This is a genomic window from Erythrobacter sp. BLCC-B19 (genome assembly GCF_028621955.1).
Classification (GTDB): Bacteria; Pseudomonadota; Alphaproteobacteria; order Sphingomonadales; family Sphingomonadaceae; genus Erythrobacter.
The window spans coordinates 2921072-2941645 of sequence record NZ_CP117516.1 but is presented as its reverse complement, the minus strand read 5'-3'; the positions used below and the strand labels follow the sequence as shown (position 1 = coordinate 2941645).

The following is a 20574-nucleotide window of genomic DNA, read 5'->3' as shown; positions in this document are numbered from 1 at the left end:
CAAACTGACAGCCACACAAGTTTCGCCTGCTTGGCAGCGCGCCCGCGTGCTGCCATGGCGCGGTCGCAATGGAACCGACCTCTCCGCTTCAGATCGGCGATTACCGCCGCTACTGGCTGGCACGCTTCATGGGCGTGTTTGCCACCATGTCGATGGTGGTGCTGCTGGGCTACCAGCTCTATGCCGTGGCGCGCGACGATTACGGGATGAGCGTTGCCGAAGCGTCGTTTCAACTGGGCTTGCTGGGTCTTGCGCAATTTGTAGCGCTGTTTGTGCTGACCCCGGTAGCGGGTCTTGCCGCCGACCGGTTCGACCGTCGCCACGTTGCCGCATTTGCCAATGGGATCGACGGGTTGGTGGCGGTGGTGCTGGCGGTGATGACCTGGGCCGATGCGCTGACCCTGCCCGCCTTGTTCCTGCTCGCCGCCGGACATGGTGCTGCGCGCGTCTTCGTCGGCCCTTCGATGAGCGCGATTGCGCCCAATATCGTCGGCCCCGCCCTGCTGCCGCGCGCGATCGCGCTCTCATCGATCGCTTGGCAGTCGGCCACGGTGGTCGGCCCTGCGGTGGGCGGGCTGATCTTTGCGCAGAGCGAATGGCTGCCCCATGCGCTTTCGGCGGGGTTGCTCGCCTGCTCGATGCTCCTGATCCTGACCGTGCGCCCGATCCGCGCCAAGCAGGATGGGCCGCGCCTCAAGCCGCTGAAGCAGATCGCGGAAGGCATGGTCTATGTCTGGCGCGAGCGGTTTCTGCTGGGCTGCATCACGCTCGATCTGTTCGCGGTGCTGCTGGCGGGGGCGACCGCCTTGCTGCCGGTGTTTGCGCGCGACATCCTTTTCGTCGGGCCCGAAGGCCTGGGACTGATGCGCGCCGCCCCGGCATTGGGCGCGGCCAGCGTGGCGCTGTTCCTGTCCTTCCGTCCGTTACAGCGCGAGGTCGGGGTCAAGATGCTCTGGGCGGTTGCGGCGTTCGGAGCGCTGACGGTCGTCTTTGCCTTCTCGCGCAGCTTTGCCCTGTCGCTGGCGATCCTCGCGCTGATGGGCGCGGTCGACATGGTCTCGGTCTTCATCCGCAGCTCGCTCGTCCAGCTGTTCACCCCGGATGACAAGCGCGGGCGCGTGTCGGCGATTTCGGGGCTGGCGATTTCGGCCTCGAACGAGCTGGGCGAAATGCAGTCGGGCCTCGCGGCCGCCTTGCTGGGCGCTGTTGGCGCGGTTGTATTCGGCGGCATGGGTGCGATAGTCGTGACATTGGTCTGGGCGTGGTATTTCCCCGAACTGCGCCGCGCCCGCAGCTTCGAGCCGCAGGAGCTCAAGAAAGAGGTATCGACATGAAGGCTGACAACATCCTCGCCACCATCGGCGGCACGCCGCATATCCGCCTTGCCCGGATGTTCCCCGATCACGAAGTCTGGGTGAAGTCCGAGCGCGGCAATCCCGGCGGTTCGATCAAGGACCGGATCGCGCTCGCCATGGTCGAGGACGCCGAGGCGCGCGGCGCCTTGAAACCGGGCGGCACGATCGTCGAGCCGACCTCGGGCAACACCGGGATCGGCCTTGCAATGGTCGCGGCGGTAAAGGGCTATCGCCTGGTGCTGGTGATGCCCGAATCGATGTCGGTTGAGCGCCGCCGGTTGATGCTCGCCTATGGCGCGAGCTTCGACCTCACCCCGCGCGAAAAGGGGATGCGCGGCGCGATCGAGCGAGCGCAGGAACTGGTCGCGCAGACCCAGGGCGCGTGGATGCCCAGCCAGTTCGACAATGCCGCCAATCCGGCTGTTCACGCCCGCACCACCGCGCAGGAAATCCTTGCCGACTTCGCCGATTCGCCGATTGACGCGCTGATCACCGGGGTCGGCACCGGCGGGCACCTGACGGGCTGCGCCGAGGAGCTGAAGAAGCACTGGCCCGCGATGAAGGCCTATGGGGTCGAGCCCGCGCTTTCGCCCGTCATCAACGGCGGCCAGCCCGGCCCGCATCCGATCCAGGGGATCGGCGCAGGCTTCATTCCCGGCAACCTCCACACGGCGGCGATTGACGGGGCGATCACGGTCGATGCCGAGGACGCCAAGGAAATGGCCCGCCGCGCCGCACGCGAGGAAGGGATGCTGGTTGGCATTTCCTCCGGCGCGACGCTGGCCGCTATCGCCAGCAAGCTTGCCGATCTGCCCGCGGGCAGCCGTGTGCTCGGGTTCAATTATGATACCGGCGAGCGTTACCTGTCGGTGCCTGACTTCCTGCCGGTCGAGTGATGGCGCTCGAACGGGTCGACTATGCCGATGGCGAGATCGCGCTGACCGGATGGCTGGCGCGGCCCGCTGGCCCGGCGCGGGCGGCGGTGGCGGTCTATCCGACCTTTATGAACACCTCGCCCGGTGTCGAGGCCAAAGCGGCTGCGCTGGCCGAGGCGGGGTGCGTCGCCTTTATCGCCGATTTCTATGGCCCGGATGCCCCGCACGACTTCGACAGCGCGGTCGGCGCGATGGGGCGCCTGCGCGCCGATCCGCTGGCGATGCGGCGGCGACTGCGGGCGACGCTCGAAACGCTGGCCGACTTGGCCCCAGGCCTGCCGCAGATTGCCATCGGCTTCTGTCTCGGCGGGATGGCCGTGCTGGAACTGGCGCGCGACGGAGCCGATCTGGCGCTGGCGGCGAGCTTTCATGGGCTGCTCACAACCCCTCTGCCCGCCACCAACCCCATCGCACCGCGCCTGCTGGTTTGTCACGGCGATGCCGATTCGCTGGTGCCGCGGGCAGACGTGATCGCCTTTTGGGAGGAAATGGACGCAGTCGGCGCGGACTGGCATTTCCTGTCGTTCGCCGGGGTCGAGCATGGCTTCACCAACCCGCTGACCCCTGATCGCAGGCCCAATTCGGCCTATCATCGGCTTGCCGATCAGCAGTCATGGACAGCGCTGATGGGGCTGATCGACGTTGTGGCTCCGGCGCAAAGCTAAGCAATTTCCGCAGGTCAAAACACGCGGCATAGACCGATTCCTTAACTCGCCCGCGGCTAAGCGAGAGGTTCGCACCCCTTTTTTTGACGGGGTTCTGATCGGGAATTGGCCGCATGAAGTTCATCAAGCTCGAATCGCGCGGGGGCAATTACCTCGTCGTTGCCGAGAACGTGGCGTGGCTGCGCACCGCCGAGAATGGCCAGACGAGCGTTGGAATCATCGGCGGGCAACCGCTGCTGGTGGTCGGTTCGATCGAGGAAGTGGCTGAAAAGATCCTCAATGGCGCGGCTGAGGCTGAAGCGGCGGCCGCTGCGGCTGCGGCGGCAGCTGCTCCCGTGGCACCGCCTGCGCCTCTCCCAGTGGTGGCCGCGCCCGCACCCGCTCCGGTCGCCGCTCCCCCGCCGCCGCCCGCACCTGAACCGGTGGTCGCGGCGGCACCCGAGCCCGAACCCGAACCCGAGCCCGAAGCGCCCCCCGCCCCGGCCGTCGCTGCACCGGCCAAGCCCGCCGCCCCGGCTCGGCCGCGGGTCGCATCGGCCCGTTCGGCCAGCATGTGGGAGCGCCCCGCTGCCGCATCGGCGGCCAGCCTCAAGGTCAAGGGCGGATCGCAGCGGATGATGGGGCGGCTCGACTAGGCCGAGAGGCTAGCGCGCGACGATCATCTGCGCGGCGGCCAAGATGCAACACGGGCCGCCATGCCGACGCATGGCGACCCGCGAAATGTGCCCCTTTTGCGGAAATCCGCGAGGATCAGGCAGCCGTGGCGAAAGCCTCTGCCGGAAGCTTCATCATGTATTCGCTGCCCGCCTCCAGCTTGCGGCGCAGCGCGCCGGCATCGGGCAGGAAGCGTTCGGCGTAGTAGTTGGCCGAAACCAGCTTGGCTTCGTAGAAGGCCGTCTCGTCCGTGCCTTCAACCAGCTTGGCCTGCGCCACCTTGGCCATCTTCAGCCAGAAGTGGCCGAGCGTCACGATGCCCATGATGTGCATATAGTGATGCGCGCCCGCGCCGAGATGGTTGGGGTTCGCCATCGCGTTCTGCATGAACCACATGGTCGCCGCCTTCTGCTCGCCGAGCGCCTTTTCGAGCCGTTCGGCGATGGGCTTCAGCACCTCGTCCTGCTTGGCCGAGGCCACTTCCTCGTCGATCATGGCGAAGAATGCCTGGATCGCCTTGCCGCCCCCCGCAGCCAGCTTGCGGCCGCACAGGTCCATCGCCTGCACGCCGTTGGCGCCTTCGTAGATCATCGCGATCCGGCTATCGCGCACGAACTGCTCCATGCCCCACTCGCGCACATAGCCGTGGCCGCCGAAGATCTGCTGCATGTTGTTGGCGATGTCATAGCCCTTGTCGGTGCCATAGCCCTTGATCACCGGGGTCATCAGCCCGATCAGCAGATCGGCCAGTTCGCGCTCTTCGGCGGTCTGGGCCTTGTGAGCCAGATCGACCTGAAGCGCGCCCCACAGGCACAGCGCGCGCATGGCTTCGGTGAAGACCTTGGCGTCCATCAGCATCCGCCGCACGTCGGGGTGGACGAAGATCGGATCGGCCTTGGCGGCAGGGTCAGCCGGTCCGGTCAGCGCGCGGCCCTGACGGCGATCGAGCGCGTAGCTCACCGCGTTCTGATAGGCGACTTCGGCCTGGGCATAGCCCTGGATGCCGACGCCAAGGCGCGCGGCGTTCATCATGATGAACATGGCCGCGAGACCCTTGTTTTCCTCGCCCACCATGTAGCCCGTGGCGCCGTCGTAGTTGAGCAGGCAGGTGGCGTTGCCGTGGATGCCCATCTTCTTCTCGATCGAACCGCAGGTCACGCCATTGCGCACACCCGGATTGCCGTTCTCGTCGAGCAGGAACTTGGGCACGATGAACAGCGAAATGCCCTTGGTGCTGTCAGGGGCGCCCGGGGTCTTGGCCAGCACCAGGTGGATGATGTTGCTGGTGAGGTCATGCTCGCCGGCCGAGATGAAGATCTTGGTGCCGGTGATCGCATAGGTGCCATCGCCGTTCGGCACGGCCTTGGTGCGGATCATGCCGAGATCGGTGCCGCAATGCGGCTCGGTGAGGTTCATCGTGCCCGACCACTCGCCCGAGATCATCTTGGGCACGAAGGTCGCCTTCTGCTCGTCCGAACCCTTGGCAAGGATCGCCGAGATCGCGCCCGCGGTAAGGCCGGGATACATCGCGAAGGCCTGATTGGCGGTGCCGCTGAACTCCTCCAGCGCGAAGCTCAGGACATGGGGAAGCCCCTGCCCGCCATATTCGACCGGCTGGCCGAGCGTGCCCCAACCGCTTTCGACATAGGCCTGATAAGCTTCCTTGAAGCCCGGCGGGGTGGTGACCGAGCCGTCTTCATGGCGGGTGCAGCCATGCTCGTCGCCCGCCTGATTGATCGGCGCGAGCACCTCGGCGCAGAACTTGCCCGCCTCGTTGATGACCGTGTCGATCATGTCGGGGGTGGCATTCTCGAAGCCCGGCAGATTGCCGTAGCTGGCAAGGTCGAGCACTTCGTTGACGATGAAACGCGTGTCACGGGTGGGCGCGGTATAGGTCGGCATCGGATGATCCCTCTGGTGTGCAGACGTGGTTGTGCGGGGTTGAACCTGACGCGTCAGCGCAGGTCGAGCTTTTCGATTTCAGCGACGAAATCAGTAAGTTCGTTGATCGACGAATCGATGTCATCGCGCTGCGCCTTGAGCTTGGCGATATGCGCGCGGCATTTCTCGATCGTGACGCGGCGCTGTTCGACGCGCCCATCGTCAAGGTCGTAGAGGTCGATCATCTCGCGGATTTCCGTGAGCGAGAAGCCGACATTCTTGGCACGCATGATCCATGCGAGCCGCGCGCGATCACGCTTGGAATAGACCCGCGTGAGGCCGACGCGTGCCGGGCTGATGAGCCCTTCGTCCTCATAGAAGCGCAGCGCGCGGGCGGTGCAGCCGAATTCCGAAGTCAGGTCGGAGATGGTGAACTGTTCACGCTCGTGAACATCCGGCCGGTCGAGATGCGCACCGTTGCGGCGCGGTTCGGCGGCGGAATCGACAGGGGTGGGTGCAGGAGCGGTAGCCATGCCCCAGCCCTACCTTACGTTTACGTGAGCGTCAAGTATCGATCCGCTTGAGCACAGGTTCTCCCTCGCGCGTGTCGATCTGTCGATAGAAGCACGAGCGCGCGCCGGTGTGGCACGTCGGCCCCGCCGGCTCGGCGCGGATCAGCAGCGCATCCTGGTCGCAATCGACGCGAATCTCGCGCACCTTGAGCACGTGCCCCGAGGTCTCCCCCTTCATCCACAGCTTGCCCCGCGAACGTGACCAGAAATGCACAGCACCGCTCGCCAATGTCGCATCCAGCGCTTCGGCATTCATGTGCGCCACGACCAGCACGTCGCCCGAACCGGCATCGACGACCACAGCGGTCAGCAAACCCGCCGAATCGAACTTCGGCGCAAACACTACGCCGCCTTCAAGCTCTTCGGGGGTGAGACGAGAATCCGTCACGAATGCAACTCCATGAAAACCTCACACCACGCCAGATCATGTCGCGGGCGCGGTGCTCTTGCGACGATTGTTGCAATGAGACAACAGCGAGTGACAAAAAATCGCACACCTGACGGATTCATCTTCCGCGTTATGCAACTCGGTGGAAGAAAGCCTGCGGAGCCTTCGCAAGGGGTTCTCCACCGAACAATGGCACCGCCCGGTGCCGGGTTCAGGGGGTGACCGGACCGCAGGCTGGCAGCGGGGTGCCAGCGCGACCGGTTGAACGATAGGGACTGGATCCCGGCAGCGAAGTTAGGGGGTCGCTGCCTCGGCCTGCAAGGGCGGATCCGCACCGTTTCGTCACGTGGCGCCCGGGGCCGAAAGGCCTCGGGCGTTATGTTTTCGGCGCTGGGCCAAGATGATGCCCTTCTTCCACCCGGGCAAAGCAGGCAATCGTGATCGAGGCTGCTCCGGCCTGTTCAAGCGCAGCAATGCAGGCGCGGCTGGTAGCGCCGCTGGTCAACACATCATCCACCAGCACAATATCGCGCCCCGCGAGCCGGGCCGCGCTGCTCCGGTTGACCCGGATGGCCCCTGTGAGCACCCGATCACGCGCGTCACGCCCAAGCCCACCGAGGTGCGGTGTACGGCGACGGCGGACAAGCGCGGCGACATCTGCCTCGCCCTTCCCCAAACGGGCCAGCTCGCGCGCCAGGAGTGCCGCCTGGTTGAACCCCCGGCTCCACAATCGCCAACGGTGAAGCGGCACGGGAACCAGCAACGGGAGCGATGCGCCAGCGACAGGTTCGGGCAAGCGCGCCGCCATCAGCTGCGCGAGAAGTCGGGCCAGTGCAATGCGTCCGCCGTGCTTGTAAGCCAGAACCAGCTTGCGCGAGGTCTCGTTGTAGAAGGTCGCGGCATAGACCGGCACCGCGTGCCCTGACGGCGCTCCATGGGCGGGTACCTCAAGACTGCTCCAGCAATCGAGGCATAACCCCGCTTGATGGGCGATCCCTTCACCGCACGCCGGACAGCGCGGCGGATAGATCAAATCGACCACCGGAGCAAAGGTGCGGGCAAGTTGAGCGACCACTGCCATCACCGCAGTGTCGCACGGCTTGCACTGTAGTGGCAAGCGCGGCAGGGCGACGTCGATGAATACCCCTGCCATCCCGACGATATTCAGCCCATCTCGCCGCGCTGCGCGATTCGCCCGCGCCCGCAATAGGGCTGACGCGCCCGGCGCCGCGCGGTTTCTCGCCGATGACATGATCGAGGACACGCTCGAACGCCTCGCATTCCTGCGTCATCAACCCGAATATTCCTTGGTTGCGGGGGATTGGACCGGAGCGCTCGCATCGCAATTGCGTTCGGCGGGCGGCGCGGTCAGCGAAGCTTCCGGGCTCGATCTGGAATCCCCCTATCCCACGTCCGGGTTCGATCTGATCGTGGTCATGGGCTTGCTCGATTCGGTCAATGACCTGCCCGGCGCGCTTATTCATCTGCGCAACGCACTTGCACCGGGGGGACTGGTTATCGCCCACTTCATCGGCGGCCAGAGCCTTCCGGCCCTGCGCGCTACCATGATGGCGGCCGAGCCGGATCGCCCGGCTGCCCGCATCCACCCGCTGGTCGATCCCCGCGCCGCGCCCGGCCTGCTCCAGCGCGCCGGATGGAAGGATCCCGTGGTCGACACCCACACGCTTGTCGCGCGCTATTCCAGCCTCGCCCGTCTGGTTGGCGACCTGCGCGATCAGGGGCTGGGCAATGCGCTGGCGAGACCCGCCGCCCCTCTGGGGAAGGCCGCTCTTGCCCACGCGCATACCGCCTTTGCCGACCGCGCCGAGGCCGACGGGAAGGTGACCGAGAGCTTCGAGATCATCACCCTCACCGGGCGGCGATCCCTTGCCGGCACTTAGCCCTTCTTCAAGGCGCCCTACCGTGTGCCAATCGCGCGATCGGCACACGGTAGGGCGATGCGCTGACGTAATCGAGCCCGACGCCTTCGCAGAACGCAATGCTCGCCGGGTCGCCGCCATGCTCACCGCAGATGCCGAGCTTGATGTCGGGCCGGATCGCCCTGCCCCGCTCTGCCGCCAGCTCGACCAGTTGGCCGACGCCCTCGATGTCGAGGCTGACAAAGGGATCGCGCGGGAAGATGCCCTTGTCGACATAGACGCTGAGGAACCGCGCCGCATCGTCGCGGCTGACCCCCAGCGTGGTCTGGGTGAGGTCATTGGTGCCGAAGCTGAAAAACGCACCCTCTTCCGCTATCTCACCCGCCATCAGCGCGGCGCGCGGCAGCTCGATCATTGTGCCCACGAGGTAGTCGACCCGCGTGCCGGTCTCGGCGAACACGGCTTCGGCTTCCTTGTCGACCAGCGCCTTGAGGATCGCGAGCTCGCGCTTGGTGGCGACCAGCGGGATCATGATTTCGGGCAGCGGCGCCGCGCCGCTTGCCTGAGCCACCGCGCAGGCCGCCTCGAAGATCGCGCGCGCCTGCATCGCGTAGATCTCAGGGAAGGTAATCCCGAGCCGGCAGCCGCGGTGGCCGAGCATCGGGTTGAACTCATGCAGCTCGCCCGCGCGGCGCTTGAGGTGATCGATCCCCAGCCCCGTGGCATCCGCCAGCTCGGCGAACTCCTCGTCGGCGTGGGGGAGGAACTCGTGCAACGGCGGGTCGAGCAGGCGGATCGTGCAGGGCAGGCCCGCCATCACCTCGAAGATCGCCGTGAAGTCCGCGCGCTGTTCGGGCAGCAGCCCCTCCAGCGCCCGGCGGCGGCCCGCCTCGTCCTCGGCAAGGATCATCTGGCGCACCAGGCTGATGCGCGAGGCTTCGAAGAACATGTGCTCGGTGCGGCACAGCCCGATGCCCTCCGCCCCGAACTGGCGCGCCATGCGGCAGTCGTCAGGCGTTTCGGCATTGGTGCGCACCTTCATGCGCCGCAGCTTGTCGGCCCACACCATCAGCGTCCCAAAGTCACCCGCCAGCTCCGGCTCGACCGTCGGGACGATACCGAGCATCACTTGGCCCGTCGCCCCGTCGAGGGTGATGGCATCGCCCTCCTTCAATTCAGTCGAACCGATCCGCAACGAGCGGCTCGCGCGGTCGATCGAGACGGCACCCGCGCCCGACACGCAAGGCCGACCCATGCCGCGTGCCACCACGGCCGCGTGGCTTGTCATCCCGCCGCGTGCAGTGAGGATGCCTTGCGCTGCGTGCATCCCGTGGATGTCCTCGGGGCTGGTCTCGACCCGCACCAGAATGACCTTCTCGCCCCGGCCCGCCCATTGCTCGGCGGTGTCGGCATCGAGCACGATCTTGCCCGCCGCAGCCCCCGGCGAGGCAGGGAGCCCCGTGGTCAGCACATTGCGCTCGGCCTTGGGATCGAGCGTCGGGTGGAGCAGCTGGTCCAATGCCATCGGATCGACCCGCCGCACCGCCTCGCGCTCGTCGATGAGGCCTTCGCCGACCATGTCGACCGCCATCTTGAGCGCGGCCTTGGCGGTGCGCTTGCCCGAGCGGGTCTGGAGCATCCACAGCTTGCCGCGTTCCACCGTGAATTCAATGTCCTGCATGTCCTTGTAGTGAAGTTCCAGCAGGTCGAACACGCGGGCGAGTTCGGCATAGGCCTCAGGCAGCGCCTCTTCCATCGAGAGCGGCTTGGCCCCGGCGGCCTCACGCGCGGCCTTGGTGAGATATTGCGGGGTGCGGATGCCCGCGACCACATCCTCGCCCTGCGCGTTGATCAGGTACTCGCCATAGTAGGCGCGGTTGCCGGTCGCCGGATCGCGGGTGAAGGCGACCCCCGTGGCGCTGGTCTCGCCCATGTTGCCGAACACCATCGCCTGCACGTTGACCGCGGTGCCCCAGTCGCCCGGAATATCGTTCAGCCGGCGGTAGACCTTGGCCCGGTCGCTGTCCCAGCTGTCGAACACCGCGCGGATCGCGCCCCACAGCTGCTCGTGCACGTCCTGCGGGAACGGGCGGCCCAGCTCGTCGGCGACGATCTGCTTGTATTGCTTGACGAGCGCCTGCCAATCCTCAGCCGCCATCTCGGTATCGTTGTAGTAGTCCTTGTCTTCCTTGGCGATTTCGAGCGCTTCTTCGAACAGGCCGTGATCGAGACCGAGGACGACGTCGGAATACATCTGGATGAAGCGGCGGTAGCTGTCCCAGGCAAAACGTGCGTCCCCGCTCGAAGCCGCCAGCCCCTCGACGGTCGCGTCGTTGAGCCCGAGGTTGAGCACGGTGTCCATCATCCCCGGCATCGAAACCCGCGCGCCCGAGCGCACCGAGACCAGCAGCGGATCAGCCGCATCGCCGAAAGCCTTGCCCACCGTGGCCTCGACATGGGCCAGCGCGGCCGCCACCGCACTTCGCAAGCCTTCCGAGAAATCAGCGCCATCCTGCAGATAGGCAATGCATTCTTCAGTGGTGATGGTGAAACCCGGCGGCACCGGCAGGCCGATGCTGGCCATCTCGGCAAGGTTCGCACCCTTGCCCCCAACGACGGTCTTGTCCTTCTGACGCGGATCGGAGTGGTCGGCGGAGCCTCCGAATACATAGACCGTCTTCATCGTCATGTCGGTTCCTGCACTTGGTCGTAAGGTTGACAAAGGTGACAGCGTGTCAACTTTCCTACGGGGGTCTATGCTTTGAAAAATAACGGTTTTTCAAAGTCCGTGAAAAAAGAATGCGAGAGAGAAATCATCCCTCGATCCGGCTGAAATCGGCGACCCGGTGGACCGCATCGCGGAAAGCGGCAAGCAGGGCAAGACGCGCGGCGCGCTTGTCGGCCTCTTCGGCGTTGACAGTCACCTCTTCAAAGAACCGGTCGATCGGCGCGCGCAAGGTGGCGAGCGCGCCCATCGCATCGGCGAACTGCTCGGCCTCCACTGCCTCGGCAGCGTGAGGGGCAGCAGCGGCGAGCGCGTCGATCAGCGCCTTTTCGGCCGGTTCGGGGGTGTAGGAAAGGGCGGAAGCCCCCTCGCCCGCAACGAAGCCTTCCTTCTTGAGGATGTTCGCCGCACGCTTGTAGCCCGCGAGGAGGTTGGTGCCGTCCTCGGTGGCGACGAAGGCCTGGAGCGCATGGACGCGGGCGAGCAGGCGGACGAGATCATCCTCGCCCCCGAGAGCGAAGACCGCGTCGATCAGGTCGTGGCGGACCCCTGCTTCGCGCTGCTGGACTTTGAGGCGGTCGGCGAAGAAGTCGATAGATTCGAAACCAACGTACCGAGGATTGATCGCCGCACCTTTAAACTTCGCAGCAGCTTCGATGTAGTCAGAAACATACGGCGAATGCGCGATGGCACGACTAGCTTCACCGATTAGCACTGAAAGTCGGACGCGAAGTCGGTTCGTCAGCACCGTTGAAATTACACCGAGGGCTGCGCGGCGCAGAGCAAACGGATCTTTTGAGCCAGTCGGCTTCTCGTTGATTGCAAAGAAACCAACGATCGTATCCAGCTTATCCGCCAGCGACACCGCCACCGTCACCGGCGCAGTCGGCACCTCGTCGCCCTGCCCGACCGGCTTGTAGTGATCGCGGATCGCCTCGGCGACCTCCTGCGGCAGGCCTTCCTTCGCGGCGTAATATCCGCCCATCAACCCCTGCAATTCCGGGAACTCGCCGACCATCTCGGTGACGAGATCGGCTTTGGCGAGGCGCGCGGCCTGTTCGGCCAGCGCCGGATCGCCTGCGACGATCCCCTCCTCGCACAGCCACCGCGCCAGCTTCGCCACCCGCTCGACCTTGTCGGCGACGGTGCCGAGCTTCTCGTGGAAGGTGATGCGCGCAAGCTTTTCGGCGTGATCCTCAAGCGGCGTCTTCTGATCCTGCTCCCAGAAGAAGCGGGCGTCCGAAAGCCGCGCGGCCAGCACCTTGCGGTTGCCATCCACCACCACGCTCGCGTCGCGCGGGTCAATGTTCGCGGTGCAGACGAAGGCGTTGGCGAGTTTGCCGTCCGCGCCTTCGCACACGAAATACTTCTGGTTCACCCGCGCGGTGAGCTGGATCACCTCAGGGGGGACATCGAGGAAACTCTCGTCGAAGCGGCCGAGGAGGGGCACGGGCCATTCAGTGAGGCCCGCGTTCTCGATCACCAATCCCTCGTCGGCGACCAGCGTCAGGCCCGCCTTGGCCGCGACCTTGGCTGCACCGTCGCGGATGATGTTCTGGCGCTCCTCGTGGCTGACGATCACGAAGGCGTCGCGCAGCTTGGCAGCGTAGTCCTCGGCGCTGTCGATGGTGATCGTGCCGGCGGAATGGAAGCGGTGGCCGATGGTTGTGCGCCCGGCAGCGATGCCGCCGACTTCGCAAGGCACCACGCCGCCATCAAGCAGCGCGACGATCCCCGAAAGCGGGCGCACCCAGCGAAGGCTGTCGGTGGTGATCGAGGCCGCGCCCCAGCGCATCGACTTGGGCCAGCTGAAGTCGCGGATGATTGCAGGGATTGCCTCGGCCAGAACCTCCGCCATCGCCCGGCCCGGCGTGTTTACGACCGCGAAGTAGGTCATGCGGCCCTTGACGTCGCGCAGTTCCAACTGGTCGCGCGTCACGCCGGCCTTCTTGCAGAAGCCGTCGATCGCGGCATCAGGCGCGCCCTCGGGCGGCCCCTTGGCTTCCTCGCTCACCGCCTCGGTCGCCAACGGCAGACCGCGCGCAATAAGCGCGAGGCGGCGCGGGGTCGACCAGACGGTGAGATCGCCCACGGCAACGCCCGCAGCCTCAAGCTCGCGGCGGAACAGCTTGTCCAGTTCGCCGCGCGCCCCAGCCTGCATCCGGGCAGGGATTTCCTCGCAGCGCAGTTCGAGCAGGAAGTCGGCCATCAGACGAGACTCCACCCGGGGTAATTCGCCTGCCACTCGGGCGTCATCTTGGCGGCATAGGCCTCGCAGGATGACCGCGCGAGATCACGCACGCGGCCCATGTAGCTGGCGCGTTCCTGCACCGAGATCACGCCGCGCGCTTGCAGGAGGTTGAAGACGTGGCTCGCCTCGACTGCCTGTTCGTAAGCGGCGATCGGCACGCCTGCGGCCAGCGCGTTGCGGCACTCGGCCTCGGCCTTGGCGAAGAGGTCGAACAAGGCGTCGGTGTTCGCCACCTCGAAATTCCACTTGGACATCTGGCGCTCGTTCTCGAGAAACACCTCGCCGTAACTCACGCCGGCAGAGTTGAACGCGAGGTCATACACGTTGTCGACGCCCTGAATGTACATCGCGAGGCGTTCGAGCCCGTAGGTCAGCTCGCCCGCGACAGGCTTGCAGTCAAAGCCGCCCATCTGCTGGAAATAGGTGAACTGGGTCACCTCCATCCCGTCGCACCACACTTCCCACCCGAGGCCCCATGCGCCGAGCGTGGGCGATTCCCAGTCGTCCTCGACGAAGCGGATGTCGTGGGCCAGCGGGTCGATCCCGATCGCGGCGAGGCTCTTGAGATAGAGCTCCTGGATGTCGGACGGCGAGGGCTTCAGGATCACCTGGTACTGGTAATAGTGCTGCAGCCGGTTGGGGTTCTCGCCATAGCGCCCGTCGGTCGGGCGGCGGCAGGGCTGGACGAAAGCGGCGTTCCACGGCTCGGGGCCAAGCGCGCGCAGGGTCGTCGCGGTGTGGAAGGTCCCCGCACCCATGCGCATATCGTAGGGCTGGAGAATGACGCAGCCTGCCTCATGGCTCCAGAAGTCATGCAGCGTCAGGATCATGTCCTGAAAGGAGCGCGAGGGATCGCGCGGGGGCGGAGTGAAGGCAGGTGCAGCGCTCATGGCGGCTCGCCATGGCCGAACGCCCCCGAAGCGTCAATGCCGCAGCGCAACATGGCTGTCGGGAAGGCGTGCCAGCAAGGCTGTGCTTGACACCGGGCGGGCTTCGGGCTGCATTGAAAAGACGGACATTTCATCACCGGGGCGCTGATTCATGACCATGGTTCGCAAGGCAATTTGTACAGTGCTGGCGATCGCCTTGTCCGCCCCTCCACTCGTCGCCGCACAGCCAGCGGGATCGCGTCACAGCGCCGCGCCTGCGACTGCGACGGCATCGGTGTGCAAGCCGCGCCACACGCCCCGTCACGGAACCGGCGGGCCTGCGCCTGTGCGGCAGGATTACGAGCCGAGGCCGGCGATGTGGCGGTTGGCCGATGCGGACACCAGCATCACCATTTTCGGCACCTACCATGTGCTGCCCGAGGGCTTTCGCTGGCGCACGGCGCTGTTCGATCAGGTCATGGCCGAAGCCGAGGAAGTCGTGTTCGAATCCCGCGACGAGGATGACGATCCCGAGGTGCCGATGAGCGTCGAGGAGCTGCGGTTCATGGCGCTGATGCTGAAAAACCGCCCCAAGGTGCCGTTGTCGCAGCGTATTGCCGAGCGCAATCGCCCCAAGCTCGCCCGAATGCTGGCGCTGGCCGATATTCCGCCCGAGCGGGTGGAGTACGCCCCGCCCCTGATCACCATGTTCGCCATCGCCGATGCCACCGCCGAGGCCGAAGGAAGCTTGCGCGAATTCGGGGTCGAGACCGTGATCGAGGCCGAATTCCGCGCCACCGGGCGGCCGATTTCGGCCATCGAGGATCCGATCGCGGTGCTCGGCAAGCTGATGGCGATCGACGAGGCGCGGATGATCGAGATGATCGACGAAGGCCTCGACGAATGGGACGGTTGCTCGCTGATCGACGACGAAGGGGTCGATTGGGAAACCGAACACAATTGGGCCCAGGGCAAGCTGGGCGACGATACCATCACTGAAATGCTCGAAGATCCCTTCGGCAAGGCGTTCTACGAGGTGCTGCTGGTCGACCGTAATCGCGCCTGGACGAGTTGGCTGGCCGACCGCATGAATCGCCCCGGAAAGCTGCTGCTCGCGGTGGGGGCCGGGCATATGGAGGGGCCGGATTCCGTGATCCTGATGCTCGAGCAGCAAGGCTTCAAGGTTGAGCGTATTCAGTGAGATAGGCACCATTTGGTCACCAAGACCTGACGCAAAGTCAGGTTTTCTTGACATGGTCAGCGAATCACGACATAAAGTCAGGGTAACCTGACATTCCGAAAGGTTGTCGTGACACCAACGCTTCCTCCCCAGGAGAACCACCATGTCGCTTCGTCTGATGATTGCCGCCCCCGTCCTCGCGCTGACCATCCCCGCGACCGTGAACGCCAACCCGATGAATTCGAACGAGTTCGCCGCCACAGTGGCGCATGACGACCTCAACCTTGCCTCCCCCGAAGATGCTTCGCGGCTCGATGAGCGGGTGCGCACCAAGATCCGCCAGATGTGCAATAACGGCGGACGTGACGGCGTATCGGTGCGGCTCGAACGCGAATGCCGCAGCGGCGCGCTGGCCGCGACCGCCCCGCAAGTCCGCCTCGCCGTGACCCGCGCTGAGGCCGAGGCCGTGCGCTTTGCCCAGACCGAGACTGCATCGCCCGCTGCCACTCCCGGCGCGTGATGTCCTCGCCGGGCGGAGAGGCGCGCCCCCGTCTCTCCGCCCGCCCTTCCTCATTGGCTTCACTCTGGATCGACACAGCCATGCAATTGACCGGCAAAGCTGTCAGGCAGTTTCGCTACCGCGCCTACTTCTGGCTGATGAACGCCTCGCTGGCAGCCATCGCCTATGCCCTTGCCGAGCTGGTGATCGGCAGGCTGACAGGCTTCGACCCAGAAGACTACCTGCCCGCACCTGTTGCAGCGCTTGTCTATATCCCGCTGCTTGTCCTCGCCTTCGTGGTGCCGATGTTCCTGATCTGCGCCCGCTTCATGCGCGACGAATATGCCGAGCAGCTGTGGCGCCGTACCTCGGTGATGCTCGCCTACCTCACGGCCGGAATTCCGCCGATTTGCCTGATATTGGGCTGGGCCTGGTACTTTGCGACCGGCCACACGGATGCAAGCCAGGTGCATTGGACGCTTAGCTGGATGGCAGACAAGGTCGTCTGGGTCGACGCCTTGCTGTGGGTATGGGTCGGCTACATGATGGTCTTCGTGATGATCTTTCAATTCCTGCGCTGGAAGGACACATGATGAACCGCGCGAGCATTTTCATGGCGGCCAGCTGGACTGGGCTTGCCGGAATGATTGCCCTTGCGGCCGCGCTGATGGCCGAGGCGGGCGATGGACTGCGGCTTTCCGCTGCCGCCATGCTGATCGTCAGCAGTTTCGCCCTGCTGTTCACCCGCCGGGCCGATGAATACACCCGCGGCTTGTGGAATGCCGGCGCCAGCGTCGCCTTTGGCGCGATGCTGATCCTGAGCATTGGCCTCGGCTTTGCCGAAGGCCTGGTCGACGGATTGACCGACTCCACCCGCGAACGCACCGTCTCGGCCGATACCGTGCTGACGCTGGAGATCGCGGCCTTCTACATCGGCCTGTTCGTCAAGCGCCTGCTGGGAGACGCCTGATGCCTTACACCCCCCGCGGCTTCACCACTGGCAACTTCGCGCCCGACGAGCAGGATCGCTCCTTCGCCTATGCCGCGATGTGGGCCGGGCTGCCGGCCTCGCTCGGATTGCTGCTGAGCCTCTACTTCGGCCCCTTCCCGATCCTGACCCCGCTCTGCTCGGGCATCACCGCGGGCAGTCTGATCGCTCTTGTGTTCAGTTGGTCGCACGATGAATTCGCGCGCGCGCAGATCGGCTTTGCCGCCAACTGGGCGCTGGCCTTTGCCGGGATCATCCTGATGTGGGAGCTTGTGCCCTTTGCTGAAGGCAGCGGCGCCGACTTGCGCTGGACGCTTGCCATAATGGCGACGATTTTCCACCTCGCGCTCGCCTGGCGCCGGTGGAGGGACCGGTAAGACTGTGAAGAACCGTCTCAAAGTCCTGCGCGCCGAGCGCGACTGGTCGCAGGCCGAACTGGCCGGACGGCTCGATGTGTCGCGTCAGGCGGTCAACGCCATCGAGACCGGCAAGCACGACCCCTCCCTCCCCCTCGCCTTCCGCATCGCGCGGTTGTTCGACATGAAAATCGAGGAGATCTTCGATGACGAAGGATGATCGCCTGAGCACCGCAGCCGCTGGCCCCGGCGAAGAGCGCACCCGCCGCCGCCTGCGCACCCAATGGCTCTATCTCGGCTTGGCCGGTGCCATCGGCGGGGTGATCGGCCTGAGCACCAGCCTGTTCGATCTGGGCGATGGCAATCTGTTTGCGGGCAACTGGGCCGCGCTGAAGCTCCCCCCGGCGGTGGCGCTGGTTCTCGCCGTCATGCTGCTTGCCGGGTTTCTTGTCCTGCCGCTCTACGGCTTCCGGATGATCGACGATTACAAGCGCGAGCATAATCTCGTCGGCTTTACCGGCGGGTGTCTGGCCGTGCTTTCGGGCTTTCCGGTTTGGGCGGTGCTCCATGCCGGGGGCTTTGTTCCCGCGCCCCATGCCTTCGGGGTCTATGGGCTCGGCTTTGTCGGGATGTTCGGATCCTTCCTGTTTGCCCGCTGGCGGCTGTGATGCGCCGCCAGCTTGCCTGCCTCTACTGCTCCTGCTCCCTTGAAAGGAACCTCCAATGACGCTTCTCTCCCTGTTTGCGCGCGCTGCCGCACCGCTGGCCCTGCTGGTGGGGACACCGGCAATCGCCGAAACCCAGACCGCGCCCGCCGCCGAGGCAGCCGCTGCGACCAAGCCCGCGCCTACGCCGATCAAGGCCAAGCCTGCGCTGTGGAAGGTGTCCGACCGCGATACCACGATCTATCTGTTCGGAACGGTGCACGTCCTGCCCGAAGGCATCGAGTGGTTCGACAAGCGCATCGCCAAGGCATTCGACGCGTCCGACCTTCTGGTGACCGAAATCCGAATGGACAAAGCCGGCGAGGCCGAACTGGTCAAGCTCACCCAGTCCAAGGGCTTGCTCCCGCCCGGCACCACGCTGCGTTCGCTGCTGACCCCCGATCAGGTTGCCACCTACAGCGCGGCAATGGCCAAGATTGGCTTCCCGCCCGAAGCGTTCGATCCGCTCAAGCCGTGGCTGGCCGGGCTTACGCTCGGGCTGCTGCCACTGACCCAGCAAGGCTATTCGCCCGAAAGCGGGGTGGAAAAGGTGCTGCTTGCCCGGGCGCCCCAGAAGCAGACCGGCGCTTTGGAGACGGCCGAGTTTCAGCTTGGCATCTTTGATGGCATGACGCGCGAGGCGCAGATCGCTTTCCTGATCGAAGCCGCTGACGGGGTCGACGAGGTCAAGCCGACCCTCGATCGCATGGTCGCCGAGTGGGTCAAGGGCGATGCCGAGGCGCTCGCGGCGGTGATGAACGAAGGCATGAGCGACCCGGCCGTCGCCGAAGCATTGCTCTACAGCCGCAACGCCAACTGGGCCGAATGGATCGACACCCGCCTCGATACGCCGGGAACGGTGTTCATCGCGGTCGGTGCGGGCCACCTTGCCGGCGACAAGAGCGTGCAGGTGTTCCTGCGCGAGCGCGGCATCAAGACCAAGCGGGTCAAGTGAAGCCAGGGGCAACGCGGGCGATGATCGTTGAGCGTTCGGCTGCGATCATCGCCATCCTGCTTGGCCTGCTGCTTGCCGGGTGCAGCAGCGACCAAGAGGACACCTCTGCCAGCGCTCCGGCCAATCCGCTGGTCTATGAAATCGCCAGCGCCGATGGGACGGTCGAAGGGTGGATGATAGGCACGATCCACGCCCTGCCCGCCGACACCCCATGGCGCACGCCCGCAATCGGACGCGTCGTTGATGCGTCCGATTTGCTCGTTGTCGAGATTGCCGGGCTCGGCGCGGAAGCTGACAGCGCGGCGATCTACAAGACCCTCGCACAGTCCCCGGCTCAGCCACCGCTGGCCGAGCGGATTGAACCGGGCCTGCGCGCCCAACTCGCAGCGCTTATGGCACGGGGGCAGTTGGCAGAGGCCGATTTCAGCGACACCGAGACATGGGCAGCAGCGATCGCGCTTGCGCGGATCGATGCGACCGGCGATCCGGCCAACGGGGTCGATCGTGCGCTGATCGCCGACTTTGCCGGTAGGCCGGTGCGCGAGCTGGAAGGCCTGCGCGGACAGCTTGCGATCTTCGACCGCCTGCCCGAAGCGGCGCAGCGCAAGATGCTGGCCGCCGTGGTACGCGAAAGCGAGACCGCCCGCACTGATCCTGAACGCTTGCAACGGGCGTGGCTGGCAGGCGATGCGACGACCCTTGCGGCTTCGACACAAGAGGGTTTCCTTGCTGACCCGGAGCTGCGCGAGGCTTTGCTGACGGGCCGGAACCGGCGCTGGATCGCGGCGATTGTGCCGTTGCTGGCGCAAGATCCGCACCCGCTGATCGCGGTTGGCACGGCACATCTCGTCGGCCCGGAAGGCCTTGCCGCGCTGCTTGAAGCCGAGGGCTACCGCGTCCGCCGCATTTCCTAATCGGCTTGCCTTTTCGCCGTTCCCTCTCTAAGGGGCCGCGCTTCGGTGCTTCCGGTCATCCCTGGAGGCGGTCGCACCGTGTGACTGTATCAACCAAACACGTATTCGAAAGGCATCCGTATGAGCGAGACTCTTACCCTGCCGGCCGAAGCGCGCGAACGGGCTGGCAAGGGAGCCTCCCGAGCACTTCGCCGCGATGGTCGGACTCCTGCTGTCATCTATGGCGGCAAGGAAGAACCCACCCTGATCCACGTCGAGCAGAAGGAACTGGTGCGTCAGCTGATGACCGGCCACTTCATGAACTCGATCGTCAACATCGAGATCGGTGGCAAGACCGTCCGCGCTCTGCCCAAGGATGTCGCCTTTCACCCGGTGACCGACCGTCCGACCCACGTCGACTTCCTGCGCCTGACCGGCGACAGCAAGGTCGAAGTGCAGGTGCCGGTGGTGTTCGTCAACGAAGACGCCTCGCCGGGCCTCAAGAAGGGCGGCGTGCTCAACATCGTCCGCCACGAACTCGAACTGCTGTGCCCCAACGCTGACATTCCGGAAGAAATCCAGATCGATGTCACCGGCAAGGAAATCGGCGATTCGATCCATATCAGCGAAGTGAACCTGCCCAAGGGCGTCTCGAGCGTGATCACCGACCGCGATTTCACCATCGCCACCGTGGTCGCTCCGTCGGGCCTCAAGAGCAGCGAAGGCGAAGCCGCTTCCGAATAAGCGCGCTGCCTTTACGGGCTTTCGCAGCGCCGGGCTTCCCTTGCGGGAAGTCCGGCGTTTCGTTTTATGCAAAGGAACGA

Annotated in this window: 22 protein-coding genes; 15 read left to right on the top strand and 7 right to left on the bottom strand. The window is 65.4% G+C overall.

The features are described from left to right. Positions 1 to 68: 68 nt before the first annotated feature. From PS060_RS13815 to PS060_RS13800, 4 genes are all read left to right on the top strand, one after another. On the top strand, positions 69 to 1334 hold the full coding sequence (locus tag PS060_RS13815; protein ID WP_273983944.1) for an MFS transporter: 1266 nt from the start codon (positions 69 to 71) through the stop codon (positions 1332 to 1334). Beyond that, complete coding sequence (gene cysK, locus PS060_RS13810; RefSeq protein ID WP_273983943.1) at positions 1331 to 2251, top strand: cysteine synthase A; 921 nt, start codon at positions 1331 to 1333, stop codon at positions 2249 to 2251. Before PS060_RS13815 ends, cysK begins: the two co-directional genes overlap by 4 nt. Beyond that, positions 2251 to 2955, top strand: a complete 705-nt coding sequence (locus tag PS060_RS13805) for a dienelactone hydrolase family protein (protein WP_273986923.1) — start codon at positions 2251 to 2253, stop codon at positions 2953 to 2955. Before cysK ends, PS060_RS13805 begins: the two co-directional genes overlap by 1 nt. A 113-nt stretch (positions 2956 to 3068) precedes the next feature. After that, positions 3069 to 3590, top strand: a complete 522-nt coding sequence (locus PS060_RS13800) for a hypothetical protein (protein WP_273983941.1) — start codon at positions 3069 to 3071, stop codon at positions 3588 to 3590. Positions 3591 to 3705: 115 nt separating this feature from the next. Here PS060_RS13800 and PS060_RS13795 read toward each other — a convergent pair whose 3' ends face one another. The 4 genes from PS060_RS13795 to PS060_RS13780 all read right to left on the bottom strand — a co-directional run bounded on the left by PS060_RS13795 (position 3706) and on the right by PS060_RS13780 (position 7531). Then, positions 3706 to 5511, bottom strand: a complete 1806-nt coding sequence (locus tag PS060_RS13795) for an acyl-CoA dehydrogenase C-terminal domain-containing protein (RefSeq protein ID WP_273983940.1) — start codon at positions 5509 to 5511, stop codon at positions 3706 to 3708. Positions 5512 to 5564: 53 nt separating this feature from the next. Further along, the gene (locus PS060_RS13790; protein WP_273983939.1) at positions 5565 to 6023 is read right to left on the bottom strand and encodes a MerR family transcriptional regulator; all 459 of its coding nucleotides are present in this window, start codon (positions 6021 to 6023) and stop codon (positions 5565 to 5567) included. 31 nt (positions 6024 to 6054) lie between these two features. After that, positions 6055 to 6450, bottom strand: a complete 396-nt coding sequence (gene hisI / locus PS060_RS13785; RefSeq protein WP_273983938.1) for a phosphoribosyl-AMP cyclohydrolase — start codon at positions 6448 to 6450, stop codon at positions 6055 to 6057. Positions 6451 to 6826: 376 nt separating this feature from the next. Next, complete coding sequence (locus PS060_RS13780; RefSeq protein WP_273983937.1) at positions 6827 to 7531, bottom strand: ComF family protein; 705 nt, start codon at positions 7529 to 7531, stop codon at positions 6827 to 6829. A gap of 55 nt (positions 7532 to 7586) precedes the next feature. Here PS060_RS13780 and PS060_RS13775 point away from each other — a divergent pair, with 55 nt between their 5' ends. After that, positions 7587 to 8351 (top strand): methyltransferase domain-containing protein, encoded by a 765-nt coding sequence (locus tag PS060_RS13775; protein ID WP_273983936.1) that lies wholly within the window; start codon positions 7587 to 7589, stop codon positions 8349 to 8351. A 7-nt stretch (positions 8352 to 8358) separates the two neighbouring features. Here PS060_RS13775 and ppdK read toward each other — a convergent pair whose 3' ends face one another. The 3 genes from ppdK to PS060_RS13760 all read right to left on the bottom strand — a co-directional run bounded on the left by ppdK (position 8359) and on the right by PS060_RS13760 (position 14196). Beyond that, the gene (gene ppdK / locus PS060_RS13770; protein ID WP_443112423.1) at positions 8359 to 11013 is read right to left on the bottom strand and encodes a pyruvate, phosphate dikinase; all 2655 of its coding nucleotides are present in this window, start codon (positions 11011 to 11013) and stop codon (positions 8359 to 8361) included. Between the two features lie 130 nt (positions 11014 to 11143). Then, positions 11144 to 13264 carry a glycine--tRNA ligase subunit beta gene (gene glyS, locus PS060_RS13765; protein WP_273983934.1) on the bottom strand — a complete coding sequence of 707 codons (2121 nt, stop codon included), beginning with the start codon at positions 13262 to 13264 and terminating at the stop codon, positions 11144 to 11146. Next, positions 13264 to 14196 carry a glycine--tRNA ligase subunit alpha gene (locus tag PS060_RS13760; RefSeq protein WP_273983932.1) on the bottom strand — a complete coding sequence of 311 codons (933 nt, stop codon included), beginning with the start codon at positions 14194 to 14196 and terminating at the stop codon, positions 13264 to 13266. The genes glyS and PS060_RS13760 overlap by 1 nt, the downstream gene beginning before the upstream one ends. Positions 14197 to 14347: 151 nt before the next feature. Here PS060_RS13760 and PS060_RS13755 point away from each other — a divergent pair, with 151 nt between their 5' ends. The 10 genes from PS060_RS13755 (at position 14348) to PS060_RS13710 (ending at position 20494) form a co-directional block, all read left to right on the top strand. Next, the gene (locus PS060_RS13755) at positions 14348 to 15376 is read left to right on the top strand and encodes a TraB/GumN family protein (protein WP_273983930.1); all 1029 of its coding nucleotides are present in this window, start codon (positions 14348 to 14350) and stop codon (positions 15374 to 15376) included. A gap of 142 nt (positions 15377 to 15518) precedes the next feature. Further along, on the top strand, positions 15519 to 15875 hold the full coding sequence (locus tag PS060_RS13750; RefSeq protein WP_273983929.1) for a UrcA family protein: 357 nt from the start codon (positions 15519 to 15521) through the stop codon (positions 15873 to 15875). An 86-nt stretch (positions 15876 to 15961) separates the two neighbouring features. After that, positions 15962 to 16447: a hypothetical protein gene (locus PS060_RS13745; RefSeq protein ID WP_273983928.1), complete on the top strand. Its 486-nt coding sequence runs from the start codon at positions 15962 to 15964 to the stop codon at positions 16445 to 16447. Next, a complete protein-coding gene (locus PS060_RS13740; protein ID WP_273983927.1) occupies positions 16444 to 16824 on the top strand; it encodes a hypothetical protein in 381 nt (126 codons plus the stop codon). The genes PS060_RS13745 and PS060_RS13740 overlap by 4 nt, the downstream gene beginning before the upstream one ends. Beyond that, a complete protein-coding gene (locus tag PS060_RS13735) occupies positions 16824 to 17219 on the top strand; it encodes a hypothetical protein (protein ID WP_273983925.1) in 396 nt (131 codons plus the stop codon). Before PS060_RS13740 ends, PS060_RS13735 begins: the two co-directional genes overlap by 1 nt. Positions 17220 to 17223: 4 nt before the next feature. Continuing rightward, positions 17224 to 17418 (top strand): helix-turn-helix transcriptional regulator, encoded by a 195-nt coding sequence (locus tag PS060_RS13730; protein WP_273983924.1) that lies wholly within the window; start codon positions 17224 to 17226, stop codon positions 17416 to 17418. Beyond that, positions 17405 to 17866, top strand: coding sequence for a hypothetical protein (locus tag PS060_RS13725; RefSeq protein WP_273983922.1), 462 nt, complete (start codon positions 17405 to 17407; stop codon positions 17864 to 17866). Before PS060_RS13730 ends, PS060_RS13725 begins: the two co-directional genes overlap by 14 nt. A gap of 55 nt (positions 17867 to 17921) precedes the next feature. Further along, a complete protein-coding gene (locus PS060_RS13720; RefSeq protein WP_273983920.1) occupies positions 17922 to 18857 on the top strand; it encodes a TraB/GumN family protein in 936 nt (311 codons plus the stop codon). A gap of 20 nt (positions 18858 to 18877) precedes the next feature. Then, entirely contained in the window at positions 18878 to 19771 is an 894-nt protein-coding gene (locus tag PS060_RS13715; RefSeq protein ID WP_273983918.1) for a TraB/GumN family protein, read from the top strand. Between the two features lie 120 nt (positions 19772 to 19891). Beyond that, entirely contained in the window at positions 19892 to 20494 is a 603-nt protein-coding gene (locus PS060_RS13710; protein WP_273983916.1) for a 50S ribosomal protein L25/general stress protein Ctc, read from the top strand. Positions 20495 to 20574 lie beyond the last annotated feature (80 nt).